Source organism: Acinetobacter genomosp. 33YU (assembly GCF_001990725.1).
Lineage (GTDB): Bacteria > Pseudomonadota > Gammaproteobacteria > Pseudomonadales > Moraxellaceae > Acinetobacter > Acinetobacter seifertii.
Genome location: NZ_LFZQ01000009.1, coordinates 44,552 through 68,045 on the forward strand (window position 1 = coordinate 44,552; position 23,494 = coordinate 68,045).

Below are 23,494 nucleotides of genomic sequence, written 5' to 3' on the forward strand. Positions count from 1 at the left end.
AGATTACTCCTCGACTTTACCGCCAGCTGCTTCAATTGCAGCTTTAGCGCCTTTAGTCAATGCAACACCTTGAACAGTGAATGCACGAGTGATTTCACCAGAAAGCACGATACGAGCACGAATTTGATCGCGACGAACAACATTCGCAGCTTTTAAAGTTTCAAGGCTAACAATGTCGCCTTCCACTTTAGTTAACTCAGACAAACGTACTTCAGCAGTTTTTAAAGCGATTTGGCTAGTGAAACCGAATTTAGGTAAACGACGATAAATCGCTGTTTGACCGCCTTCGAAACCTGGACGAACGCCACCACTTTTACGTGATTTTTGACCTTTGACACCACGGCCACCAGTCTTACCAACGCCAGAACCGATACCACGGCCTAAACGACGGTGTTCACGTTTTGCACCTTCTGCAGGTGCAAGCTCATTTAAACGCAGAGTCATGGCTTATTCCTCTACACTAACCATATAGTAGACTTTGTTGATCATACCACGGTTAGAAGGCGTATCTTGCACTTCTACAGTATGACCAATACGACGCAGACCTAAACCTTGTAAGCAAAGCTTGTGATTTTTCAAGCGATGTGAAGAAGATTTAGTCTGGGTAACTTTAATCGTTTTCATGATTGATTACCCTTGAATTTCTTCTACTGATTTACCACGTTTCGCAGCGACTTTCTCAGGAGAAGTCATATCACGCAAACCTTTAAAAGTTGCGTTTACTACGTTAGCAGCATTAGTAGAACCATAACATTTAGCAAGTACGTTATGTACACCTGCAGCTTCAAGAACGGCACGCATTGCGCCACCAGCGATTACGCCAGTACCTTCTGAAGCAGGTTGCATGTATACACGGCTTGCACCATGACGAGCATTCACAGGGTGTTGTAAAGTAGTACCAGCAAGGTCTACAGTGATCATGTTGCGACGAGCAGCTTCAAGCGCTTTAGAAATAGCAGCTGGAACTTCACGTGCTTTACCACGACCAAAACCAACACGACCATTACCATCACCCACAACTGTTAATGCTGTGAAAGAGAAGATACGACCGCCCTTAACAACTTTGGCTACACGATCAACGGCAACCAGCTTTTCAACAAGACCTTCGTTTTGTTCAACTTTAGCCATGATTAGAACTCCAAGCCGTTTTCACGAGCAGCATCAGCCAAGGCTTTGATACGACCATGATATTTAAAACCAGAACGGTCAAATGCAACTTTAGTTACACCAGCTGCTTTCGCACGTTCTGCGATTAAAGCACCTACTTTAGTAGCTGCATCTACATTACCTGTAGTACCGCTACGTAAAGATGCATCCAAAGTTGAAGCTTGCGCTAAAACTTTGCCACCATCTGCTGAAATAACTTGAGCATAGATGTGACGCGGAGTGCGGTTTACACACAAACGAGTCGCACCCAATGCACGAATGTGCAAGCGTGTGCTTTTCGCACGACGCAAACGGGATTGTTTCTTTTCGTTCATAAGAACCTCGCGCCTTATTTCTTCTTAGCTTCTTTACGAAGAATGACTTCATCCGAATAACGAACACCTTTACCTTTATATGGTTCAGGAGCACGGTATGCACGGATTTCTGCCGCTACTTGACCTAACAACTGCTTGTTTGCTGATTTCAAAATGATTTCAGTAGCAGTTGGAGTTTCCGCTGTTACACCTTCTGGTAAAGCGTAGTCAATTGGGTGTGAGTAACCAAGGTTAAGGTTTACAACAGTACCTTTAACCGCAGCTTTATAACCAACACCAACTAGCTGCAACTTACGTTCGAAGCCTTCGCTAACACCTTTTACAAGGTTGTTCAATACAGCGCGAGCAGTACCAGCTTGCATCCAAGCATCTTTCGATTCTTTAACTGGAGCAAGTTGAAGTTTACCTTCTTCCTGTTTTAGCTCGACCAGCGCATGCAGGTTGAAAGACAATGTACCTTTAGTGCCTTTCACTTCGACCTGCCGGCCGTTCTGAGTAACTGCTACACCATTAGGTACAGTTACTGGGGCTTTAGCCACACGAGACATGAGGAATCACCTATTAAGAAACAAAAGCAATAACTTCACCACCAACGCCCGCAGCACGTGCAGCGCGATCAGTCATGATGCCTTTGCTTGTAGAAACAATTGCAATACCTAAACCTTGCTTAACGCTTGGAAGTTTATCTTTACCACGGTATTGGCGAAGACCTGGACGGCTTACGCGCTTAACCATTTCGATAACTGGTTTGCCTTCGAAATATTTTAAAGTAATAGTCAAAGTAGATTTTGTCTCTTCTTGAGCAACTTCTACATTTGAAATATAACCTTCTTGTTGAAGTACGTTTGCAATAGCAACTTTCAACTTAGAAGAAGGCATAGAAACAGTTTGTTTCTTAGCCATTTGTGCGTTACGAACACGTGTTAGCATGTCGGCAACGGTATCTTGCATACTCATTTAGTCGCTCCTTACCAGCTTGCCTTAACAACGCCTGGTACATCACCTTGCATTACTGTGTCACGTAGTTTGTTACGGCTTAAACCGAACTTACGGAAGTAACCATGAGGACGACCAGTTAAACCACAACGGTTACGAAGACGTACCGGAGATGCATTACGCGGCAATGCTTGTAACTTTAACATCGCTTCGAAACGCTCTTCGTCGCTAGCATTTACGTTTGCAATCGTAGCTTTTAATTCAGCACGTTTTGCAGCGTATTTAGCAACAGTTTTTTCGCGTTTCAATTCGCGATTAATCATACCTTTCTTAGCCATATCGACCTCTTATTTGAACGGGAAGCCGAATGCACGCATAAGCGCACGGCCTTCGTCATCGGTGCGAGCAGTCGTAGTAATGGTAATATCCATACCACGAATACGATCAATCTTATCGAAATCGATTTCAGGGAAAACGATTTGCTCTTTCAAACCCATTGAGTAGTTACCACGACCATCAAATGATTTCGCAGAGAAACCACGGAAGTCACGGATACGAGGGATTGCGATAGAGATCAAACGGTCCAAGAATTCGTACATTTGGTCGCCACGTAAAGTAACTTTACAACCAATCGGCCAACCATCACGGATTTTGAAACCTGCGATAGATTTACGAGCAAGTGTAATTACTGGTTTTTGACCAGCAATTAATTGCATGTCGACTACAGCGCCATCTAATAATTTCTTATCAGTTGCAGCTGCGCCTACACCCATGTTTAGGGTAATTTTTGTGATGCGTGGAATTTCCATCACGTTCTTAATGCTAAGTTCTTCTTTTAACTTTGCTTTAAGTTCATCATTGTAACGTGCTTTAAGTCTGGCCATTGCCTTTTCAACCTATTACTTCGCTACCGCCACTGATTCACCATTTGATTTATAAACGCGAGTTTTCACGCCATCAATCACTTGGTAACCAACACGGTCAGCCTTCTGGGTTGTAGCATTTAAAATTGCCACGTTTGAAATATGAAGCGAAGCTTCTTGAGTAACTACACCGCCTTCAGCGCCAGTTACACGATTCGGCTTTTGATGCTTCTTCACTAAGTTAAGGCCTTCAACCTTAACGCGGTCTTCAGAAACAGACAATACAGTACCCTGTTTGCCTTTTTCTTTACCTGCGATCACGATAACTTGATCGCCTTTTTTAATCTTAGCCATGATTGCCTCTTATAGAACTTCAGGAGCCAATGAAATGATTTTCATGAACTGTTCAGTACGAAGTTCACGAGTCACTGGTCCGAAGATACGAGTAGCAATCGGAGCTTTGTTGTTGTTCAAGATAACTGCAGCATTATCATCAAAACGGATCACAGAACCATCTGGACGACGAATGCCGAATTTAGTACGAACTACAACCGCATTCATCACGTCACCTTTTTTAACACGTGCGCGTGGGATTGCTTCTTTTACAGTAACTTTAATAATGTCGCCAACAGAAGCATAACGACGATGTGAACCACCAAGTACTTTAATACATTGTACGCGGCGAGCACCACTGTTGTCTGCTACGTCGAGCATAGTTTCGGTTTGAATCATTGCCCTACTCCAAAACCGAGCATCACCGGTCACAATTTCGAAAGGCTCAAAGAGTACTCGAAATTGACCGATGATGCAACAAGAACGTCGAATTACTCAGCAGCTGCTTCAACTACTTCCACTAAAGTCCAAGCTTTAGTTTTAGAAATTGGGCGGCTTTCTTTAATGGTTACAACATCGCCAATTTTAGCAACGTTGTTCTCATCATGAGCGTGTAACTTAGTTGAACGGCGAATTGACTTGCCATACAACGGGTGTTGAACGCGGCGTTCAATAAGAACAACAATAGATTTATCCATTTTGTCACTTACGACTTTGCCGGTTAACGTGCGGACTGTTTTTTCACTCATTGTCCGTTCCCCTGTTTTTCGGTAAGGAGTGTCTTAATACGAGCAATTGTCTTACGAGCAATTTGCACTTCGTGCGATTTACCCAACTGACCAGTTGCTTTCGCCATACGAAGACGGAATTGGTTAAGCTGTTGCTCATCAAGCAAAGCTTTCAACTCTTCTACCGATTTTTCACGTAGATCTTTAGTTTTCATTACATTACCGTCCGAGTCACGATAGTGGTTTTAAACGGAAGCTTAGCAGCAGCTAAAGCAAATGCTTCACGCGCTAATTCTTCGTTCACACCTTCAATTTCGTACAGGATCTTACCTGGTTGGATCTGGCAAACCCAGTATTCCACGCTACCCTTACCTTTACCCATACGCACTTCAAGAGGCTTTTGAGTAATTGGTTTATCCGGGAATACGCGAATAAAGATTTTACCACCACGCTTAATACGGCGGCTAATAGTACGACGTGCAGCTTCAATCTGACGCGCAGTCATACGACCACGTTCAGTTGCTTTAATTGCAATCGAACCAAATGATACTGTACTACCACGATGCGCTAGACCAGTGTTACGGCCTTTGTGCACTTTACGGAATTTGGTACGTTTAGGTTGCAACATGGATTATTCTCCCTTGTCAGCAGCACGGTCACCGCGACGACCACGACGCTCTTGACCTTCACCACGGCCACGACCACGTTTAGCTGGACGATCTTCAGCAGGAGCAGGGTTCATGACTTGTTTCATGCCACCTAAGATCTCGCCACGGAAAATCCAAACTTTAACACCAATCGTACCGTAAGTTGTTTCTGCACGCATAGTTGCATAGTCAATGTCTGCACGTAATGTATGCAAAGGTACACGACCTTCACGATACCATTCTGTACGAGCAATCTCTGCACCACCTAAACGGCCAGACACTTCAACTTTGATACCTTTAGCACCAGCACGCATAGTGTTTTGAACCGCACGCTTCATAGCACGACGGAACATAACACGCTTTTCTAATTGAGAAGCAATTGCTTCAGCAACTAAACGCGCATCTAAGTCTGGGCGATCAATTTCGTTGATACTTACTTGCGCTGGAACACCCATAATGCTGGTAAGTTCGCGCTGTAATTTCTCAATATCTTCGCCTTTTTTACCGATTACGATACCAGGACGAGCTGTACTAATAGTTACTTTAGCAGCGCCTGATGGACGTTCGATAAGAATATTGCTTACCATCGCATTCTTAAGCTTTTTAGTTAAAAACTCACGAACTTGAAGATCTTTAAGCAAGTATTCAGCGTATTGTTTCGGATTCGCATACCAGTTAGCGTTATGACGTTTCACAACACCTAGGCGGATACCGATTGGATGAACCTTCTGACCCATATCAAACCCCTACCTTAACGGTGATGTGACAAGTACGCTTAGTAATACGATCTGCACGGCCTTTAGCACGTGGCATAATACGTTTAAGGCTCATGCCTTCATCAACGTAAATCGTAGAAACTTTAAGATCGTCAACATCTAAACTGTTATTGTGTTCAGCGTTTGCAATCGCAGATTCTAATGCTTTTTTCACTAAAACAGCAGCTTTTTTATTGCTGAAGTTTAAGATGTTTAAAGCATGCGCAACAGATTTGCCGCGAATAAGATCTGCAACCAAACGTGCCTTTTGTGCCGAGATAGCGGCACCGCGTAATTTAGCAGTTACTTCCATCATGACACCTATTAACGTTTAGATTTCTTGTCAACACCGTGACCACGATAGGTACGAGTTGGCGCGAATTCACCGAGTTTATGACCAACCATATGCTCAGTAACAATTACTGGAACGTGATTACGACCATTATGAACAGAGATTGTTAAACCAACAAAATCTGGAAGGATCATCGAACGACGAGACCAAGTTTTAATCGGCTTGCGAGAGTTACTAGCAACAGCCGCTTCAACCTTAGCGAACAAGTGCGCATCGACGAATGGGCCTTTTTTCAGAGAACGAGGCATTAGTCAGATTCCTTTACTTGACGCGACGGTCGCGAATAATCATCTTAGTCGTACGCTTATTGGTACGTGTCTTGTACCCTTTAGCTTTTTGACCCCATGGGCTTACAGGTTGAATACCTTTGTTACGCCCTTCACCACCACCGTGCGGGTGATCAACTGGGTTCATCGCCATACCACGTACGGTAGGACGAACACCACGCCAGCGCGAAGCACCAGCTTTACCCAATGAACGAAGGTTGTTTTCTTGGTTAGAAACTTCACCAATTACAGCGCGGCATTCAACATGAATTTTACGCATTTCACCTGAACGAAGGCGAACAATTGCGTAAGAACCATCACGACCCAACAACTGAACAGAAGCACCAGCAGAACGCGCTAATTGCGCACCCTTACCAATTTTAAGTTCGATGTTATGAAGCGTAGAACCGATCGGCATATTACGAAGTGGCAAGCAGTTACCTGGACGAATTGGAGCATCGTTACCAGATTGTACTTTATCGCCAGCACGTAAACCTTTAGGAGCAATGATATAACGACGCTCACCATCAGCATATTTCAATAAAGCAATATGTGCTGTACGGTTTGGATCGTATTCAATGCGCTCTACAACAGCTGGAATGCCGTCTTTGTTACGCTTAAAGTCAACGATACGATAGTGTTGTTTATGACCACCACCAACGTGACGAGTAGTAATGTGACCGTTGTTATTACGACCACCAGTACGTTTTTTAGCTTCAACCAACGGTGCGTAAGGAGCGCCTTTGTGAAGGTGGTCATGAACCACTTTCTCTACAAAGCGACGTCCTGGAGACGTTGGCTTACATTTTTGAATCGGCATAATTTTCGTCCTTATTCCGCTGCGCTTTCAGCGGTATCGCCCAAGTCAGCCATTTCAACATCTTGGCCGGCTTTCAGGGTGACGTATGCTTTTTTAACATCAGAACGACGTCCTAATGTTTTACCAAAGCGCTTAGTTTTACCTTTAGTAATAGTAGTGTTAACTTTAACAACTTCTACACCAAAAAGTTTTTCAACTGCTTTTTTAACTTCAAGTTTAGTAGCATTGATGTCTACTTTAAATACTTGAACGCCAACAGTATCACCTAAAACTTGTGCCTTTTCTGAGAAGACTGGTCCTTTAAGGACTTGATAGATACGTTCGTTGTTCATCCGAGTTCTACCTCAATTTTCTTAGCAGCAGCTACAGACATCACAACTTTATCAAACGCGATCAAGCTCACAGGATCGATTGCAGTTGCATCTACCACATCTACATGTGGAAGGTTGCGTGCTGCAAGATATAAGTTCTCATCTACAGCGTCAGTAACGATTAATGCACGAGCAGCATTTAAGTCGTTAAGCTTTGCAAGCAATTCTTTAGTTTTTGGAGCAGCAACAGCAAACTCTTCAACTAATACAAGACGATCTTGGCGAACAAGTTCAGCTAAGATACATTGCATTGCACCGCGGTACATCTTACGGTTTACTTTTTGAGACCAATCTTGTGGACGAGCAGCAAAAGTTTTACCACCACCAACCCAGATAGGGCTACGAATAGAACCCGCACGAGCACGACCAGTACCTTTTTGACGGAATGGCTTTTTACCACCGCCAGAAACGTCTGCACGCGATTTTTGAGCACGAGTACCTTGACGACCACCTGCTAAGTAAGCAGTAACAACTTGGTGTACAAGAGCTTCGTTAAATTCACGTCCGAAAGCAACTTCAGACAATTCAACAGCAGAGCCGGAAACAGTTTTCAAATTCACGGTATTTCCCCTCAGGCCTTGATGGTAGGACGTACAATTACGTCGCCGCCAGTTGCACCAGGAATTGCACCTTTAACAACTAAAACAGAACGTTCAGCGTCAATAGATACGATTTCAAGACCTTGTACTGTTACGCGTTCGTCACCTAAGTGACCAGCCATTTTTTTGCCTTTGAACACGCGTCCAGGAGTTTGGTTTTGACCTGTAGAACCTAATACACGGTGAGAAACTGAGTTACCGTGAGTAGCGTCTTGGGTACGGAAGTTCCAACGTTTAACACCACCTTGGAAACCTTTACCTTTTGATTGACCAGTTACGTCAACAACTTGACCAACTGTGAACAAATCAACGCCGATAGTACCACCAACTTCACGACCTTCAAGCTCAGCTTCAGTAACACGGAACTCTTTAACTAAACGACCAGCAGCAACACCAGCTTTCGCGAAGTGACCTTTCTGAGCGTTAGTTACGCGAGATTCGCGACGTTCACCAGTAGTTACTTGAACAGCTTGATAACCATCAGTTTCAAGTGTTTTGATTTGCGTAATGCGGTTTGGATCGACTTCGATGACTGTAACAGGTACAGAAACACCAGCATCTGTAAAGATGCGAGTCATACCACATTTGCGACCGACTAAACCAATAGCCATGTGCATAAACCTCTAAAAAAGCGGCCTAATTAACTAATCGTTAATTAACCGAAAGCCTTAACCCAAAGCGATCTGAACATCAACACCAGCTGCAAGATCTAATTTCATCAATGCATCAACAGTTTTATCTGTAGGTTGAACGATGTCGATCAAACGTTTGTAGGTGCGGATTTCGTACTGGTCACGCGCATCTTTGTTAACGTGCGGTGAAGTAAGAACGTTGAAGCGTTCGATGCGAGTAGGCATCGGAATTGGACCACACACTTGTGCGCCAGTACGCTTAGCGGTTTCTACGATCTCTTGAGCAGATTGATCAATCAGACGATGATCAAAAGACTTAAGACGGATACGAATTCTCTGGTTAGACATACCAGTAAACTCCAAGCCAAATATATAAAGAATCACCTTTGACGCATCTCACCCATTGGTAAGTGTCAAAGGCAGTGATAATCACTAAGGTCATGATCGATGCCACGACTGTAATGCACATTTACTACTTTCTTCGCAGTAAATGCCCTCTTATTGAGGGTCGCTCATTATAACGATTGTTTAAGTCTTATGCAATTCTCTTTTTCTATTTTTTGCTCAAATCCTGTTTTAGTTAATCATTTTAGGTATTTATTACAAATTCAATCGCTTTATTTAAAAGCTGATTACCCTGTTCAAATTTTTTTGCCTCTGAATATTCAAGCTCACGTGTAGATTGCACATATTCCCCACTAAAAATTGAAAGTTCTTCCTCATTTTCCAAAAGAAGTTTTAGGGCTGCTGGGGTCATCTCTGGATGAAACTGAAAGCCTAGTACATTCTTTCCAATCTGGTACATTTGATTACGACAAGCATTGCTCTCAGCCAAACGTATAGCACCTTTAGGTATTTCAAATGTTTCGCTATGCCACTGCATCACATTAATTTCTTCAGGCAAAGGAAAGCTTTCCTGAGGTAAGTTTGCAACTCTTTGAACTGTCGACCATCCAAGTTCTTGATAACGATTACGGCTAACCGCTGCACCCAATGCATTTGCGATCAGTTGGCCTCCCAAGCAAAGACCTATAGCTGGCTTACCTGCCGCTAAATATCGACGTAGCCATCTTTTCTCTATTTTCAGCCATGGGTAATTTGCTTCGTCATTAACACTCATGGTTCCACCCATAACCAATAACAAATCAACTTCTTCAATTCGTGGCAAAGCTTCTATTTCAAGAGAACGGTCAACTGGAAGTGCAAAAAACTCAGTAGAGCTAATAGTTGCATGATGAGCTTTTAAAAATGAGTAGCAACTTCCAAAACCTTCACCAGCAATATGTTGGAAATAGTGAACACGTAAATGCGACTTCATGCGCTTAAACCTATTGTTGTTAGAATGTTGGTTAGATCTTTGCAAAAATAAAGCCAAGTTTTTAGTGAATGTTACAGCAGTAACGAAACATCTTAGAAATAATCAAAAATCTAGCGAATAAGTAAGTTTTCTCTTAATCTAATCTTATTATTTAAAGTACAGCGCCCTATGAAAAAGCATAACAATTTTCAAACCCAACTCATTCATGCACCACGAAAAGCACCTCAGTTTATCGAGACCGTGCAACCTCCCTTATTTCGTGCATCAACTATTATTTTCAAATCAACTACGCACCTTTTTGATCGCCATTGGACTGACCCTTATGATTATAGCTATGGGACGCATGGCACACCTACCACATTCACTTTAGCCGACAATATTGCGCAAATAGAGGGTGGTTTGTACGGCTTACTTGCACCAAGTGGTTTATCTGCAATAAATATAGTTAACTCTGCTTTCTTAGGAACAGGTGATGAAGTTTGGGTACCAGACAATATATATGGTCCAAACCTAGAGCATTTAAACTATTTAAAAGCACAATATGGCATCAGGGTTAAAGTTTATAATTCAATTGATGTTTCAACTTTTCAACCTACTGAACAAACCAAGCTTTTATGGCTAGAGGCCGCGGGCTCTGTCACTATGGAGTTTCCAAATCTTAAAGAGTTAGTAAAAAAGGCAAAAGCTCAAGGTGTTTTAACAGCTTTAGATAACACCTGGGGGGCTGGGCTTGCATTTAATGCTTTTGATTTTTCTAACGAACATCTATCAGTTGACTTAACTGTGCATGCACTTACCAAATATCCAAGTGGTGGTGGCGATATATTGATGGGTAGCATTGTAACTCGTGATGAAAAACTATATCACCGCCTGTTCCGTACACATGCAATTCTAGGTATTGCTATTTCAGGAGATGATGCAGCACAAGTTCAGCGTAGCCTCGCACACATGTCTCTACGATATGAACAGCAATCAAATAATGCGAAAACTTTATTGGAATGGTTAAAGCAACAGCCTCAATTTGCACAAGTTCTACATCCAAGTGATAAAGCTTCCCCAGGTCATCAATATTGGCAAGAGATTTGCACTACAGGTAAGAGTGCAGGATTAGTCAGTGTCATATTTAAACCTGATTATGATATTTCAGCTATACGTCGCTTTTGCGATGCTCTTAAGCTATTTAAACTTGGTTTTAGTTGGGGTGGTCCAGTTAGTCTTGTCATGCTTTATGATCTAAAAATGATGCGAAAACTTGAAAATACACATTTACAACAAGGTTTATTGGTTCGTTTGTGTATAGGTCTGGAAGATCCGCAAGATTTAATTCAAGATATCGAAAATGCGCTGAAATATTTGTAAAACGACAAGATCAACAGTGACTCACACCGAAGGATAAAAATATATGGGTACACCGATTGTTATTGCTAAAAATATTAATGACACCTCTAAAGAAATTGTTTTGCTTTCTCAATTTGCTAACCGGCATGGTTTAATTGCAGGTGCTACGGGTACAGGTAAAACAGTCACTCTAAAGGTTCTTGCAGAAAGTTTTTCTAGAATCGGTGTTCCCGTCTTTCTTGCCGACGCAAAAGGCGATGTTTCTAGCCTAGCAAAAGCTGGAGAGGCTTCGGATAAATTTAATGAGCGTTTAAAGCTTCTACAAATTGATAGCGTTCCTTTTGCTGCCAATCCCGTTATTTTTTGGGATTTATTTGGGCAACAAGGCCATCCTATTCGAACCACTATTTCTGAAATTGGGCCAATTTTATTAGCACGTATACTCAATCTAAATGACACTCAAGAAGGTGTTCTATCTGCTGTTTTCCGCATCGCAGATGATCAAGGATTACTGTTAGTCGACTTTAAAGACCTAAAAGCCATGATCACTTTTGTGAGTGAACATGCAGCGGAATTTAAAGCTGAGTACGGCAACTTATCTCCAGCCAGTTTAGGAGCAATTCAGCGCAATTTGCTCGCTCTTGCCGACCAAGGTGGGGATCAATTCTTTGGAGAGCCAGCTTTAAATATTCTGGACTTTATACAAACCGATGCTAATGGCCGCGGCTATATCAATATTCTTGCTGCTGACAAGCTAATGAATACACCCAAGCTATACGCTACTTTTTTATTATGGATGCTTTCCGAATTATTTGAACAGCTTCCAGAAGTTGGCGATATGGATAAACCAAAACTCGTGTTTTTCTTCGATGAAGCTCACTTGTTATTTGATAATGCCAGTCAAGCTTTACAACAGAAAATTGAACAAGTTGTACGTTTAATTCGCTCTAAAGGTGTCGGTATTTATTTTATTACTCAAAATCCACTTGATTTACCAGAAAGTGTTTTGGGTCAGCTTGGTAACCGCGTACAACATGCTCTACGCGCATTTACTCCGAAAGATCAAAAGGCAGTAAAAACTGCTGCAGATACGTTTCGTGCTAATCCTAATTTCAAAGTGGATGAAGCGATTACACAGCTAGCAGTAGGTGAAGCCCTCATTAGTTGCCTAGATGAACAAGGTACTCCACAAATTGTAGAGCGTGGCTGGGTGATGGCCCCCTACTCCTCTTTTACACCCATTACACCTGAAGAACGAAAAACCCTAATTTCCCAAAGTATTATTGCTGGTGTCTATGAACAAGTTGTAGACCGTGAGAGCGCTTATGAAATGCTCCAAAATAAAGTTGCTGAACGTGAGCAGCAAAAACAGGATGCTGAGCTTGCCAAAGAGCAAGAAGCTTTAGCGAAGCAACAAGCCAAGGAACAAGAACGTTTAGCACGAGAACAGCAAAAGGAAGAAGAACGTGCTGCAAAAGAACGAGCAAAACTAACTCAAGATATAGTGGGAACTTTTGCAAAAAGCGCTGCACGCACTTTAGGCGGCAGTACAGGACAGAAATTGGTACGCGGATTACTTGGCTCATTATTTGGAAAATAGACCATTTAAATCAGCACTTTATTTTAAGGGATTTTATATCCCTTAAATTTTTTATGGTTTTATTAAGAAAACTATTGCGATTAATTTTTATAAGATGTATTTTAAATACATCTTATAAAGCCAGATAATTAAGGTCTAGCCATGACTCCACAACAAATTGAACTCGTAAAATCTACTGTACCTGTATTGCGTGAACACGGCGTTACACTGACCACATACTTTTATAAGCGGATGTTAAATAACAGTCCTGAATTAAAAAATGTTTTTAACCTAGATGACCAGACAAGCTTACGCCAACCTCGCGCCCTCGCAGCAGCAGTACTCGCATATGCTGAAAATATTGAAAATCCTACAGTGCTTGCCAAAGCAGTTGAGCGTATTACCACTAAGCACGTAAGTTTAGATATTCAACCAGATCAATATGTAATTGTTGGAGACAACTTACTTCATTCAATTAGTGAAGTTTTAAATGTCCCATTTGAATCAGAACTGATTGAAGCGTGGAAACAAGCTTATTTACAGTTGGCAGATATTTTAATTGGCGTTGAAAAACAAAAATATGAACAGCTTGAAAGCTTAAAAGGTGGATGGGCTGGCTGGCGTTCATTTGAAATTACACAAATTGATCCACTTGAGTCTGGCAAGCGCTTTACGTTAAAAGCGACTGATCATGAAGATGTACTGACTAGCCCAGCAAATGCTTTTATTTCAGTAAAAGTTCAAGTTCCTGAGCAACAACTGGAACAACCTAAAGCATTTAAATTTACAGAAGCTCAGGAAAATAATGCGTACCACTTTGAGGTGCAGCCAGAAGAAAATCATACTGAATTTTCCGTTGCTAATATTTTACTTGAGCACTATAGAGTGGGTGACCAAGTACAAGTTTCAGCTCCTTTAACGCTCTAATATAAAAAGCTCTGGCCTGAAAGTTTTCTTCTTTAGACTTTCAGGCTAAGATGATCGTCCGTCAACCTTTAGTTTTTGGTGATCATGCAACTTAATAAATTTACCGATTATGCTTTACGAATATTAATGTACGTCGCTCGACCAAGTGATGCACCGTATACGATTGCAGAAATCGCGAAAGATTTGCATGTTTCGCAAAACCATCTGGTTAAAGTTGTTCATTTCATGGGTAAGCAAGAATGGATTATTACCATTCGCGGCAAAGGTGGAGGAATTCGCTTAAATCCTAATGCACTAAACTCAAATTTGGGTGCAATTGTTCGTATATTACAAGGTGATAATCAAATCGTTGAATGCAATACACCACCATGTGTTTTACGCTCTCATTGTGGCTTAAAAGGAATTCTCGATCAGGCTTTAGAAAGTTTTTATCAAAGCTTAGACCAGTACACACTTGGAGAAGTCTTACAAAAGCCGAGATCTGCTTCAAATACCTCTCCGATAGACTTTTTGCAAATCTAAACTTCGTAATTCTATTTATCTTTACAAGCAAGCTTACTGAAAATTAGCAAGAATAACCAAGCTCCTTTATACTAGGCGCGAGCCCTCTCATTTAAAAAGTTATTTTTTATGCGTCGTAGTGAAAAATCGAAAGACACCAAAGCCAGACTCGCACCCAAACAAAAGATCAGTTATGAAAAGAAACCAGATCCAGCGATCACGGAATATGCCGTACAATCTCTGAACTGGTTACGCCAAGCTGAGTTTTTAATGAGTGCACCTAAATTGGCACTTTGTGTTGAAGATAGTGGCTACGAGATTGCTTTTGCAGGACGCTCAAATGCTGGTAAGTCTAGTGCTATTAATGCCTTAACCAACAAAAAACAACTTGCACGCGCCTCAAAAAAACCTGGCCGTACACAAATGATTAACTTCTTCAGCCTAGGTAATCCTGATCAGCGCCTAGTTGACCTTCCTGGTTATGGTTATGCTGCCGTACCAGAGGACATGAAACGTGTATGGCAAAAAGAATTAGAGAACTATCTAATCCATCGTAAAAGCTTACAAGGATTAGTTTTACTTATGGATATTCGCCACCCTTTACAGCACTTTGACATGATGATGTTAGAGTGGGCTTATTCACGCCATCTATTTGTACATATTCTTTTAACTAAAGCAGACAAACTTAATCGTGGCCCAGCAAACAAAGTCTTGCTTGAAGTTAAACAACAACTGAAAAAAATGAAGCTTGATTTCTCGATTCAGCTTTTCTCTTCATTGAACAAACTAGGCTTAGAAGAACTCGCCAGTGTAATGGCTGGACGCTTACATTTTACGCTTGATCAAGAGCCAGAATTTAACGTTGATGCGATTCCTGAAGCAAGCGATGAGGATGCTGAAGAGTAAATCGTCATAACAGATACAATTTCTTTATCAAATTTATATTCAAATGGCCCCTATTGCTAAACACAAATGCAGGGGCTTTTTTTATACTCGTTATAACTTCATCGAGTTAAAAATCAGGACTAAATGATGAAATTGCTATCTTTTTTGAAGAATAAGGCTTTAGGTTCTTCTATTGATTATAAAATTCTTCCACGCAAGGTGAAATTTGATTGGAAAGACACGCCTGTAGACTGGATTCCAAACCAACCGTTTGCAAGTTACTTTATTAATGAAATTAATAATATCTTGCCTGCTGGAGAGTTCTGGTTCTGCCGTTTATATAACAAAGTTTTACCTCGCATTACCGATGAAAAACTTAAACAGGACGTTCAAGCATTTATTCGCCAAGAGGCTATGCATGCAAATGCACACTCTTCTGCCAATAAAGAATATTTAAGTGCACGTAATATTGATATCCAGAGAAATCTGGACATTATGAATTATCTATTTACCACCGCTTTGGCAGATAAACCTTTTGACAAAGAAGTGCCTCAGTTCTTGCAAGAGCAATGGGATTTATTCCGTTTAGGTGTTATTGCAACTGTTGAGCATATGACCTGTGTACTCGGTAAATATGCGCTTTATAACAACCGTTGGGAGGAACTAGGCGCAGACCCTGAAATGGTTGATCTGGTTAAATGGCATGGTTCTGAAGAAATTGAACATCGCACAGTAGCGTTTGATTTATATCGTCATCTTGGTGGCGGATATATTCCACGTTACTACTTAAGCATTGCAGTTATTACCCTTGTGCTGGGATTGTGGGTAGATGGTGCAGCACATATCATGAAGCAAGATCCTCGCTTTGCCGATGCTGCCAAATCTAAATTTTTTCCAGCTTGGGTTGCTGTAGAGTGGTATAAGATTAGCCGTAAGGATAATCAGGTATTACCAAATCCGTTTTGGCTTATTGCTCAGCAAATTGATTACCTCATGCCTTGGTATGATCCAGTTAAAGAAGGTAGCACTGAAGATGCGGTAAGTTATTTATCTCAATCTCCAGCAGCAAAAAGAGCCGAGCTACAAGCCGCTTAAAAATAAAAAAAGCAGGATATAAATCCTGCTTTTTTATTGAGTGATCAGATACTGATATCTTTCTCTTTGGTATATCGATCTACAACCACACTAATCATCATATCGCCCTGCACATTTACCACCGTTCTTACTGTATCGAGCAACCGGTCGATTGGAAGTAAAATAGCAATTGCTTCGGCTGGTAGACCCACAGACTGCAATACCATAATCATGGTGACCATACCTGCACTCGGAATTCCCGGTGCTCCAAGTGATGCAATCATCGCAGTTAAACACACAACAATTTGCTGAGTTAGGTTTAAGTCTAGTCCAACTAAATTTGCAACAAAGAGCGCAGCGGCAGCTTCATATAAAGCTGTACCATCCATGTTAAGCTGCGAGCCTAGTGGAATAACAAAACCTGCCGTTTGAGGACGAACACCTAAGTTTTCCTGTGTACATTTCATACTCAGTGGCATTGTTGCCGAACTAGAACTTGTTGCAAATGCAGTAATTAAGGCTGTACGCGTACCTTTGAAAAAAGTCCAAGGGCTCATACGACCAACAATCCAAAGCAGTAATGGCAAAACAACAGCACCATGAAAAATAGTGGTTCCAGTTACCACAACAGCAAACTCTGCCAAGCGACTTAATACTGAAATATCTTCTGTCGCCATTAATTTAGCAAGTAATGCAAAAATTCCTAATGGTGCCAGTTTCATTACCCATCCAACCAGCATCATCATCATTTCAAAAAACTGATGACTCAATAAACGAATACTCTTAAAACGCTCACCACCTTGAACCAATGCAAAACCTACAAATAGTGCAAATACCACAACAGCTAAAACATTTCCGTCGCTAAATGCTTTAAAGGGATTAATTAAAGTATTTTGAATAAAGTTAGTAAAAAAAGTTGCTGGATTTAAACTATCTGGTGCTTGATAGCTCTGCATTGATGCCTGAAAAATTGAAATATCCACGCCTCGGCCCACCTCAAATAAATGAGCACAGCCAATACCTAAGATTAAGGCCAATGTGGTGGTGGTGATAAAACATAAAAATGTGATTTTCCAAACAGGACCTAGCTGTCCGCCTGCCTGTAAATTTGAAACTCCAACTACAATCGAGCTAAAAATTAATGGCACCAACAACATTTTGAGTAGCCCAATAAAAACACTACTCAATATACCCAAGCCATATAAACTATGCTTTACAAAAGCAGTATCAGGATACATGGTGAGTAGGAAGCCAAAGGCTAAACCTAAAATCGCGGCAATCAGAATTTGTGTATTTAAGTTCATATCAACGTTATTTTTTTCAGTAGGCAATACTTTTGCAAATATGACATGAGCTTGATTTTCATTCGAGCAATTTTTTGTCACATGCTTTGAATTAAAAATAAAAAAGCCATCTTTTTAGATGGCTCATTATTAATTATTGAGTTTCAATTTCCCGCAAACGTATCAAACCCTCTTGCACCGTACTACAAACGAGCTGCCCATTTTGCCACATACGGCCAAAGTTTAGACCGCGAGAAGCTGCGCTCACTGTGGCTTCCATGTCATAAAGCATCCATTCATCAGCACGAAGTGGGCGATGGAAATAAATGGCATGATCAATACTGGCACACTGCAAACTTGGAGAAATATAGCTTAAACCATGAGGTCTTAAAGCCGTAGTCATTAAAGTAAAATCTGAATAGAACGCTACAATTGCTTGGTGTAAAGCAATGTCATCTAGCTGTTTTGGAATGCGATCATGGGTACGGATATAGTGCGCATTGAACGGTGCTTCCGGCTGAGGCTGAAATGGATTGACTGGATCAATCGGACGAATTTCAACATGACGTTCACGCATGAAACTTGCACGGACATTCTCTGGTACAAAATTAAGAATCCCTTCTTTAAGCTCACTTTCTGACTTTAACGTCTCAGGAGCAGGGTATTCTGGTTCTGAATGTTGGTAGTTCAAGCCTTCTTCAGGATTAGCAAAAGATACCATTGCCGAGAAAATAACTCGACCATGCTGGATTGCCCGAACTTGACGGCTAACAAAGCTTTTTCCATCACGCAAACGATCTACTTCATAGATGATTGGAGCATTAATGTCACCACCATATAAAAAGTAAGCATGCATTGAATGCGCAGGACGGTCGGTTGTATAAGAGGCAGCACGTAAAGCCTGACCTAAAACCTGACCTCCAAAAACACGTTTACCGACCAAATTACGGCTAATTCCACGGTAAATATTTTCTTCAAGCTTTTCTAAAGTGAGCAGCTCAACCAGTTCTTGGGTTAACGCATTCATGAGAGATACCTTCATATTGCAGGCAAAATTGGTATTAAAAGACAGATGTGTAGAATCTATTGTGCCATAAAAAACTATTTGTACATGGAACAATCAGTCAACTTCTGACGAACATTACCCTTAAAACAGCTAAAAATACGATTTTTAACGATAAAAAATGCCAAAAGCATTATAATTTATAAGAAAGTAGCATATTGTTTTTTTAATAAATGCCTCAAAATAATTACCCTCTGCATTTGGTGCCGGGATTTGTCTTTAAGAAGTAGGAGTTCTTATGTCCAAGAGTGGGTTTGGTCAAATGTATCGTCGGCTTTCGAGTAAGCTACTTGACCTCGTGGTAACACCACATGTTCTTGGGGAAGTTCCTACTGAACCAGTATCAGAAACAACGGAAACTGAAGCAAAGACTGAGCGCCAAAAAGTGGTGTGCTATGTCTTACAAAACCATTCTCGCAGCAATGCTTTAGTGGTGGATGGGGAAACTCGTCGTTTAAATTTAAAGCCTGCATTAGATCCATTAGTGATCGGTTCTCATCAGGAAAAAGCATCAGTTTTATTTTTACAACATAATGATGAAAATAACCTGTTAAATCCCCCACCTCATGCTTTTCCACCTCGCTTAATTAAACTGATTGAAGTTTTACAGGCAAATCCTGAGCTCGATATAGAACTGGTTCCAGTAACCGTTTTGTGGGGTCGTTCTCCAGATAAAGAAGACTCTTGGTTCAAGCTCTTGTTCTCAGACACATGGGCAACACCAAGTACAGTTAAGCAGCTTGTGAATATCGGTTTACATGGTCGCCAATCTTATTTGGAGTTCCATGAACCGCAGTCTTTACGTGACCTTGTTGAATATGCTCAACAGCATTATCCAAACCTTTCACCAGCGACTTATATTGTTAGCACTTTAAATGACTACCTTGACCGTCAACGTGAAGTGGTTTTAGGCCCTGACTTATCAGATCGTCGCAATGTCATGCAGTCAGTTGTAAAGTCTCGTGACGTGCAAGAGGCTATTCGACGTGAGAGTATTCGAGGCAAAATCAGTATGCTCGAAGCAGAACGTCGTGCGATTGGTTATGTCAATGAAATCGTATCTGACTACTCACACTCAGCAGTCCGCTTTGCAGATTTAGCATTAACACGCCTATGGACTCAGCTTTATGACGGCGTAGAGGTTCACAACTTTAGTACGGTTCGTGAACTCGCGAAAGATTACGAAATTGTTTATACACCGTGTCATCGCAGCCATATTGACTACCTATTATTGTCTTATGTGATTTATAGACGCGGCCTAATGGTTCCGTATATTGCTGCTGGTGACAACTTAAACTTGCCTTTCGTAGGTCAGCTTTTACGTGGTGGTGGTGCTTTCTTTATTCGCCGCTCTTTCCGTGGTAATGGTCTTTATACAACTGTATTTAAAGAATATTTATACAGCATTCTTTCTCGCAATACGCCACTTGAATACTTTATTGAGGGTGGTCGTTCGCGAACAGGTCGTTTATTACCACCGAAAACCGGTATGCTTGCCATGACGGTTCATAGCCATTTACGTGGCCGTACAAAGCCAATTGTATTTGTACCAACTTATATTGGTTATGAGCGCCTGATGGAAGGTTCGACTTACGTTGGCGAAATGCAAGGTAAGCCAAAAGAAGCTGAATCTATTTTTGGTATTGTTAAAACATTACGAAAAATTGAACGCATTTTCGGTAAGGTACACGTTAACTTTGGTGAACCCGTTTTTCTTGATGATTTGCTTAAACAGCATAACGCAGAAAATGTCTATATCGAGAAAAATGACGACCCTATTCCTCAAGCCGTTTCAGATGCTGTAAATAGCTCTGCACATGCAATTTTAGAAAACATTAACCGTGCGGTAGTCATTAACCCGGTTTCTTTACTCTCAATTATTTTGCTTGCTACTCCAAAGCATACCCTTGATGAAGAAATCTGTATTAAGCAGCTTGAAGCTTACCGCAATTTAGCATCGAATTTCCCATACGATCAGCGTACAGAAGTAACGCCACTATCTGGCAAGGAAATTATTGCTTACGGCTTAAAGCTAAAATTAATTAAGCGTGTACAGCATGCACTGGGCGATATTATTGCGATTGAAGATAATCAAGCAGTTCTGCTTACATACTTCCGTAATAACATTTTGCATGCTTTCGTTTTACCTTCATTGGTTGCATCGCTTGTTGAGCATAACGGTAAAATCAGTCGTGCTGATTTAAGTAATGTCATCTACACACTTTATCCATTCTTAAAAGCTGAACTGTTCCTTAAGTGGCAAAGCAGTGAGCTTAAAGAACAGATTGAACAATATGCAGATGCATTGGTTCAATCAAACCTTATTCATCAAGATGAAGAAGGTAACTTGATTAGCTCTGCACCAAACACTGAGGAGCACAATCAGCTTGTTGTATTGGCAACACCTGTTAAGCAAAGTCTTGAACGTTATTACATGACTTTAGCTTTAATTACTCAGCGCGGTTCAGGCAATATTTCAGCAAAACAAGTTGAAGAACTAAGTCATTTATTAGGACAACGCTTGTCTGTTCTTTACGAGTTTAATTCTCCAGAGTTCTTTGACAAAGCATTGTTCCAAAGCTTTATTAAAGTTTTAACTCAGCAAAATTACATCCGTACTAATGACCAAGGTCAGATTGAGTTTGACGATAATTTCCGTCAAATGGCAGCAGGCGCACAGTTAGTACTTGATGAAGTAACATTGCAGATGTTGCAGCACATCACGACCTTTACTGATGAAGAACTAAAAGAAGCACTTGAAGCAATGGCCTCTCAACAAGCGAAACGTCGTTTAAAACGTAAAAAATCTTAAAGTTTGACTCAAAATAAAAGGCAACTTAAGTTGCCTTTTATTTTATCGAGGCATTGAACACTCGAAGTAACGTGGATCATCAATACAGCGTAAGCGCTTCATTAATTCAACAAAGTAAGCATCGTAATATCCAGAACGCACATATTGATTGCGTATTTTGGCTACCATAATGTCGTAGCTCTGCTTTTCGTAAAAAGAAACATCTACCCAATAATAGGCAGGTAAATGGTTTTCCCACTGTATCGCTCGATTCGTTAATAATTGGCTATTTTGCACAAACCAAGAACGAATTTTTCGGCCAAAATTGGCAGGATACGATTTAGGCTTAATAATTAGATTTACCCCAAAATAAGCCAATGGAAAGTTAATCACCTGAGTGTCTGGCCCAAAATCTTTCTGTAAGTTATATGGTAAAAGCCCATAAATCGGTGCAGGCATAATATCGATTTTGTTTTGCTGGAACTGAGTGATTGCATTGGATAAATCAACATAGACTGGCTGTGCACCTACACTTCTCACCAACGCCTGCTGTGGCGGATTATTGGCTAATACCCCGACTCGTTGACCTCTAAGCTGTGCCACTTTCGATATTTTTTTGTTTTTCATGACCATATAGGCAGTTCCTACGGGAATCATACCAACTACTTCATAGTCTTGATTAATGAGTTTTTTCTCAATTGTCGGGTGATTTAAAAGCTGTAATAAATTTCGGGCAGTCCTGTTATTAGGTATAAGGCCTATACCTGAACTACTTCCCATAAAATGATTGTATTGATACGTATTAAAGTTACTGGCTGCTAAACCTGAACACTTCCCTTCATCAAAAGCTTGAATGGCTTGCTGCTCTTTTTGATAACTGACAACTTTGAATTTGACATTATATTGCTGAGCATATAATCGGATGTCATTTAAACGACGTGTTATATCCCCTTGGGTGCCCATAGGATCATATGTACACCACAACTGATCCTCTGCCCAACTCGCAACAGACGTTGCACTCAAAATAAGCGCTAAACAAAATTTCTTCACTTTCAACATTTTTATCTTTATCGGCAATTTATTTGCCTCTTCAGGTATTTCTATTGTTATTTAAAGTTTAGTCTAAATTTTGATTTGTACCATGAGCATTTAAACATAATAAATAGTCATTAAAGCAAATTGGGTGTTCAAGCTGAAAACCTGTTTCAAATAAATGTTTCGCATATATTTTTTTACCTGAAACATGAGCTGAATCTAAAGTAAGTAGCGGTAAGTCTAACTGGCTCTGAAACCAAAGGATGACTTCATGTAACGGTACAGGGGCATTATTGGCAACAAGATAACTCTTATGTGGTTTTTCATAATCGGCTAAAAATGCTAAAAATCTTGCCAAGTCATCAATATGAATACGATTACTATAGTGAATATTTGGATAGGTTTGTGTGTTTTCAGCCATTCGTTTTAATCGATCAACCGAAGCACCATAAATCCCTGTGGGACGTACAATCACACATTGAGCTGGAAAGTATTTCTGCCATAGCAATTCCATATTATGAAGAATATGGCCTTGAGCATCATTCGGGTGAATCTGACTATCATCATCAATCGTTTCACCAGAATTTTCACCATATACCCGCGTAGATGACACCACAATTAATCTTTTGACCGGATGTGATTTTAAGGCCTGTCGAATAGGCTCAATACTATCCACGTAAGTATGATGATAACCTTGAACTGTACTATCGTCTGGAGAAAGCAAAATATAAACGACATCTACAGGCGCAATTTCACTTAAATCGAGCGTAAAAATATCCTGTATGAGGTGTGTCCCATAAGGATCTGTTTTTTCACTACGGCTAATTGTGGTAATTTGATGTCCTGTCTCAAATAGTTGTTTAGCAACACGCTGAGATGTTTTACCATAACCGATAAATAATATATGCATAGAGAAC

General features: G+C 40.8%; 32 protein-coding genes and 2 pseudogenes. 8 read left to right on the plus strand and 26 right to left on the minus strand.

The features are described from left to right. Positions 1-3: 3 nt before the first annotated feature. The 22 genes and pseudogenes from rplO to AC056_RS10595 all read right to left on the minus strand — a co-directional run bounded on the left by rplO (position 4) and on the right by AC056_RS10595 (position 10,101). Positions 4-444 (minus strand): 50S ribosomal protein L15, encoded by a 441-nt coding sequence (gene rplO / locus AC056_RS10490; RefSeq protein WP_002049750.1) that lies wholly within the window; start codon positions 442-444, stop codon positions 4-6. 3 nt (positions 445-447) lie between these two features. Beyond that, complete coding sequence (gene rpmD / locus AC056_RS10495; protein WP_000849088.1) at positions 448-624, minus strand: 50S ribosomal protein L30; 177 nt, start codon at positions 622-624, stop codon at positions 448-450. A 6-nt stretch (positions 625-630) separates the two neighbouring features. Then, the gene (gene rpsE, locus AC056_RS10500) at positions 631-1,128 is read right to left on the minus strand and encodes a 30S ribosomal protein S5 (protein WP_001141025.1); all 498 of its coding nucleotides are present in this window, start codon (positions 1,126-1,128) and stop codon (positions 631-633) included. A gap of 2 nt (positions 1,129-1,130) precedes the next feature. After that, positions 1,131-1,481, minus strand: coding sequence for a 50S ribosomal protein L18 (gene rplR, locus AC056_RS10505; RefSeq protein ID WP_002049741.1), 351 nt, complete (start codon positions 1,479-1,481; stop codon positions 1,131-1,133). A gap of 14 nt (positions 1,482-1,495) precedes the next feature. Further along, complete coding sequence (gene rplF, locus AC056_RS10510; RefSeq protein ID WP_004705382.1) at positions 1,496-2,029, minus strand: 50S ribosomal protein L6; 534 nt, start codon at positions 2,027-2,029, stop codon at positions 1,496-1,498. A 13-nt stretch (positions 2,030-2,042) separates the two neighbouring features. Further along, positions 2,043-2,438 (minus strand): 30S ribosomal protein S8, encoded by a 396-nt coding sequence (gene rpsH, locus AC056_RS10515; RefSeq protein WP_002049732.1) that lies wholly within the window; start codon positions 2,436-2,438, stop codon positions 2,043-2,045. A gap of 11 nt (positions 2,439-2,449) precedes the next feature. Beyond that, positions 2,450-2,755, minus strand: coding sequence for a 30S ribosomal protein S14 (rpsN, locus tag AC056_RS10520; RefSeq protein ID WP_001074624.1), 306 nt, complete (start codon positions 2,753-2,755; stop codon positions 2,450-2,452). A gap of 9 nt (positions 2,756-2,764) precedes the next feature. Further along, positions 2,765-3,301 carry a 50S ribosomal protein L5 gene (rplE, locus tag AC056_RS10525; RefSeq protein WP_004705381.1) on the minus strand — a complete coding sequence of 179 codons (537 nt, stop codon included), beginning with the start codon at positions 3,299-3,301 and terminating at the stop codon, positions 2,765-2,767. Between the two features lie 15 nt (positions 3,302-3,316). Beyond that, the gene (gene rplX / locus AC056_RS10530; RefSeq protein ID WP_002049703.1) at positions 3,317-3,634 is read right to left on the minus strand and encodes a 50S ribosomal protein L24; all 318 of its coding nucleotides are present in this window, start codon (positions 3,632-3,634) and stop codon (positions 3,317-3,319) included. 9 nt (positions 3,635-3,643) lie between these two features. Further along, the gene (rplN, locus tag AC056_RS10535) at positions 3,644-4,012 is read right to left on the minus strand and encodes a 50S ribosomal protein L14 (protein ID WP_001982634.1); all 369 of its coding nucleotides are present in this window, start codon (positions 4,010-4,012) and stop codon (positions 3,644-3,646) included. Between the two features lie 92 nt (positions 4,013-4,104). Next, positions 4,105-4,362 (minus strand): 30S ribosomal protein S17, encoded by a 258-nt coding sequence (rpsQ, locus tag AC056_RS10540; RefSeq protein WP_001291845.1) that lies wholly within the window; start codon positions 4,360-4,362, stop codon positions 4,105-4,107. After that, positions 4,359-4,556 carry a 50S ribosomal protein L29 gene (gene rpmC, locus AC056_RS10545; RefSeq protein ID WP_000849927.1) on the minus strand — a complete coding sequence of 66 codons (198 nt, stop codon included), beginning with the start codon at positions 4,554-4,556 and terminating at the stop codon, positions 4,359-4,361. The genes rpsQ and rpmC overlap by 4 nt, the downstream gene beginning before the upstream one ends. Further along, positions 4,556-4,969, minus strand: a complete 414-nt coding sequence (gene rplP, locus AC056_RS10550) for a 50S ribosomal protein L16 (RefSeq protein WP_002049688.1) — start codon at positions 4,967-4,969, stop codon at positions 4,556-4,558. Before rplP ends, rpmC begins: the two co-directional genes overlap by 1 nt. Beyond that, positions 4,909-5,725 (minus strand): annotated as a pseudogene (gene rpsC, locus AC056_RS10555) (30S ribosomal protein S3). The gene rplP and the pseudogene rpsC overlap by 61 nt, the downstream one beginning before the upstream one ends. A 1-nt stretch (position 5,726) precedes the next feature. Next, a complete protein-coding gene (gene rplV, locus AC056_RS10560) occupies positions 5,727-6,056 on the minus strand; it encodes a 50S ribosomal protein L22 (RefSeq protein ID WP_001982638.1) in 330 nt (109 codons plus the stop codon). Positions 6,057-6,067: 11 nt separating this feature from the next. Further along, complete coding sequence (gene rpsS / locus AC056_RS10565; protein WP_001138119.1) at positions 6,068-6,343, minus strand: 30S ribosomal protein S19; 276 nt, start codon at positions 6,341-6,343, stop codon at positions 6,068-6,070. 13 nt (positions 6,344-6,356) lie between these two features. After that, the gene (rplB, locus tag AC056_RS10570; protein WP_004705377.1) at positions 6,357-7,181 is read right to left on the minus strand and encodes a 50S ribosomal protein L2; all 825 of its coding nucleotides are present in this window, start codon (positions 7,179-7,181) and stop codon (positions 6,357-6,359) included. A gap of 11 nt (positions 7,182-7,192) precedes the next feature. Further along, on the minus strand, positions 7,193-7,513 hold the full coding sequence (rplW, locus tag AC056_RS10575; RefSeq protein WP_003653662.1) for a 50S ribosomal protein L23: 321 nt from the start codon (positions 7,511-7,513) through the stop codon (positions 7,193-7,195). Beyond that, on the minus strand, positions 7,510-8,112 hold the full coding sequence (gene rplD, locus AC056_RS10580; RefSeq protein ID WP_002049755.1) for a 50S ribosomal protein L4: 603 nt from the start codon (positions 8,110-8,112) through the stop codon (positions 7,510-7,512). Before rplD ends, rplW begins: the two co-directional genes overlap by 4 nt. 11 nt (positions 8,113-8,123) lie before the next feature. Continuing rightward, positions 8,124-8,762, minus strand: coding sequence for a 50S ribosomal protein L3 (gene rplC / locus AC056_RS10585; protein WP_002117051.1), 639 nt, complete (start codon positions 8,760-8,762; stop codon positions 8,124-8,126). 57 nt (positions 8,763-8,819) lie between these two features. Further along, a complete protein-coding gene (rpsJ, locus tag AC056_RS10590; protein WP_000070912.1) occupies positions 8,820-9,131 on the minus strand; it encodes a 30S ribosomal protein S10 in 312 nt (103 codons plus the stop codon). A 241-nt stretch (positions 9,132-9,372) separates the two neighbouring features. After that, positions 9,373-10,101, minus strand: a complete 729-nt coding sequence (locus tag AC056_RS10595) for a type 1 glutamine amidotransferase (RefSeq protein ID WP_019457783.1) — start codon at positions 10,099-10,101, stop codon at positions 9,373-9,375. A 168-nt stretch (positions 10,102-10,269) separates the two neighbouring features. On the opposite strand from AC056_RS10595, the gene AC056_RS10600 reads away from it, so the two are divergent. The 7 genes and pseudogenes from AC056_RS10600 to AC056_RS10625 all read left to right on the plus strand — a co-directional run bounded on the left by AC056_RS10600 (position 10,270) and on the right by AC056_RS10625 (position 16,426). After that, positions 10,270-11,460, plus strand: coding sequence for a PLP-dependent transferase (locus AC056_RS10600; protein WP_077163582.1), 1,191 nt, complete (start codon positions 10,270-10,272; stop codon positions 11,458-11,460). A gap of 43 nt (positions 11,461-11,503) precedes the next feature. After that, on the plus strand, positions 11,504-13,039 hold the full coding sequence (locus AC056_RS10605) for a helicase HerA-like domain-containing protein (RefSeq protein WP_077163583.1): 1,536 nt from the start codon (positions 11,504-11,506) through the stop codon (positions 13,037-13,039). Next, positions 13,027-13,157: pseudogene (locus AC056_RS20075) on the plus strand (hypothetical protein). The gene AC056_RS10605 and the pseudogene AC056_RS20075 overlap by 13 nt, the downstream one beginning before the upstream one ends. Before the next feature lie 23 nt (positions 13,158-13,180). After that, positions 13,181-13,945 carry a globin domain-containing protein gene (locus AC056_RS10610; protein WP_077163584.1) on the plus strand — a complete coding sequence of 255 codons (765 nt, stop codon included), beginning with the start codon at positions 13,181-13,183 and terminating at the stop codon, positions 13,943-13,945. 84 nt (positions 13,946-14,029) lie between these two features. After that, the gene (locus AC056_RS10615; protein ID WP_039253574.1) at positions 14,030-14,467 is read left to right on the plus strand and encodes an RrF2 family transcriptional regulator; all 438 of its coding nucleotides are present in this window, start codon (positions 14,030-14,032) and stop codon (positions 14,465-14,467) included. Positions 14,468-14,575: 108 nt separating this feature from the next. Then, positions 14,576-15,352 (plus strand): ribosome biogenesis GTP-binding protein YihA/YsxC, encoded by a 777-nt coding sequence (gene yihA / locus AC056_RS10620; protein WP_077163585.1) that lies wholly within the window; start codon positions 14,576-14,578, stop codon positions 15,350-15,352. Between the two features lie 123 nt (positions 15,353-15,475). Beyond that, on the plus strand, positions 15,476-16,426 hold the full coding sequence (locus AC056_RS10625; RefSeq protein ID WP_077163586.1) for a metal-dependent hydrolase: 951 nt from the start codon (positions 15,476-15,478) through the stop codon (positions 16,424-16,426). A gap of 44 nt (positions 16,427-16,470) precedes the next feature. Here AC056_RS10625 and AC056_RS10630 read toward each other — a convergent pair whose 3' ends face one another. Together AC056_RS10630 and AC056_RS10635 are read right to left on the minus strand one after the other, a co-directional pair. Continuing rightward, on the minus strand, positions 16,471-17,736 hold the full coding sequence (locus tag AC056_RS10630) for a dicarboxylate/amino acid:cation symporter (protein ID WP_031944580.1): 1,266 nt from the start codon (positions 17,734-17,736) through the stop codon (positions 16,471-16,473). Positions 17,737-17,842: 106 nt separating this feature from the next. After that, complete coding sequence (locus AC056_RS10635) at positions 17,843-18,715, minus strand: acyl-CoA thioesterase (RefSeq protein ID WP_004705360.1); 873 nt, start codon at positions 18,713-18,715, stop codon at positions 17,843-17,845. A 274-nt stretch (positions 18,716-18,989) separates the two neighbouring features. On the opposite strand from AC056_RS10635, the gene plsB reads away from it, so the two are divergent. Beyond that, the gene (gene plsB, locus AC056_RS10640) at positions 18,990-21,563 is read left to right on the plus strand and encodes a glycerol-3-phosphate 1-O-acyltransferase PlsB (protein WP_004705358.1); all 2,574 of its coding nucleotides are present in this window, start codon (positions 18,990-18,992) and stop codon (positions 21,561-21,563) included. A 42-nt stretch (positions 21,564-21,605) separates the two neighbouring features. Here plsB and AC056_RS10645 read toward each other — a convergent pair whose 3' ends face one another. Further along, positions 21,606-22,592: a putative solute-binding protein gene (locus AC056_RS10645; RefSeq protein ID WP_039253617.1), complete on the minus strand. Its 987-nt coding sequence runs from the start codon at positions 22,590-22,592 to the stop codon at positions 21,606-21,608. Between the two features lie 67 nt (positions 22,593-22,659). Next, positions 22,660-23,487 (minus strand): NAD-dependent epimerase/dehydratase family protein, encoded by an 828-nt coding sequence (locus tag AC056_RS10650; protein WP_019457791.1) that lies wholly within the window; start codon positions 23,485-23,487, stop codon positions 22,660-22,662. Positions 23,488-23,494 lie beyond the last annotated feature (7 nt).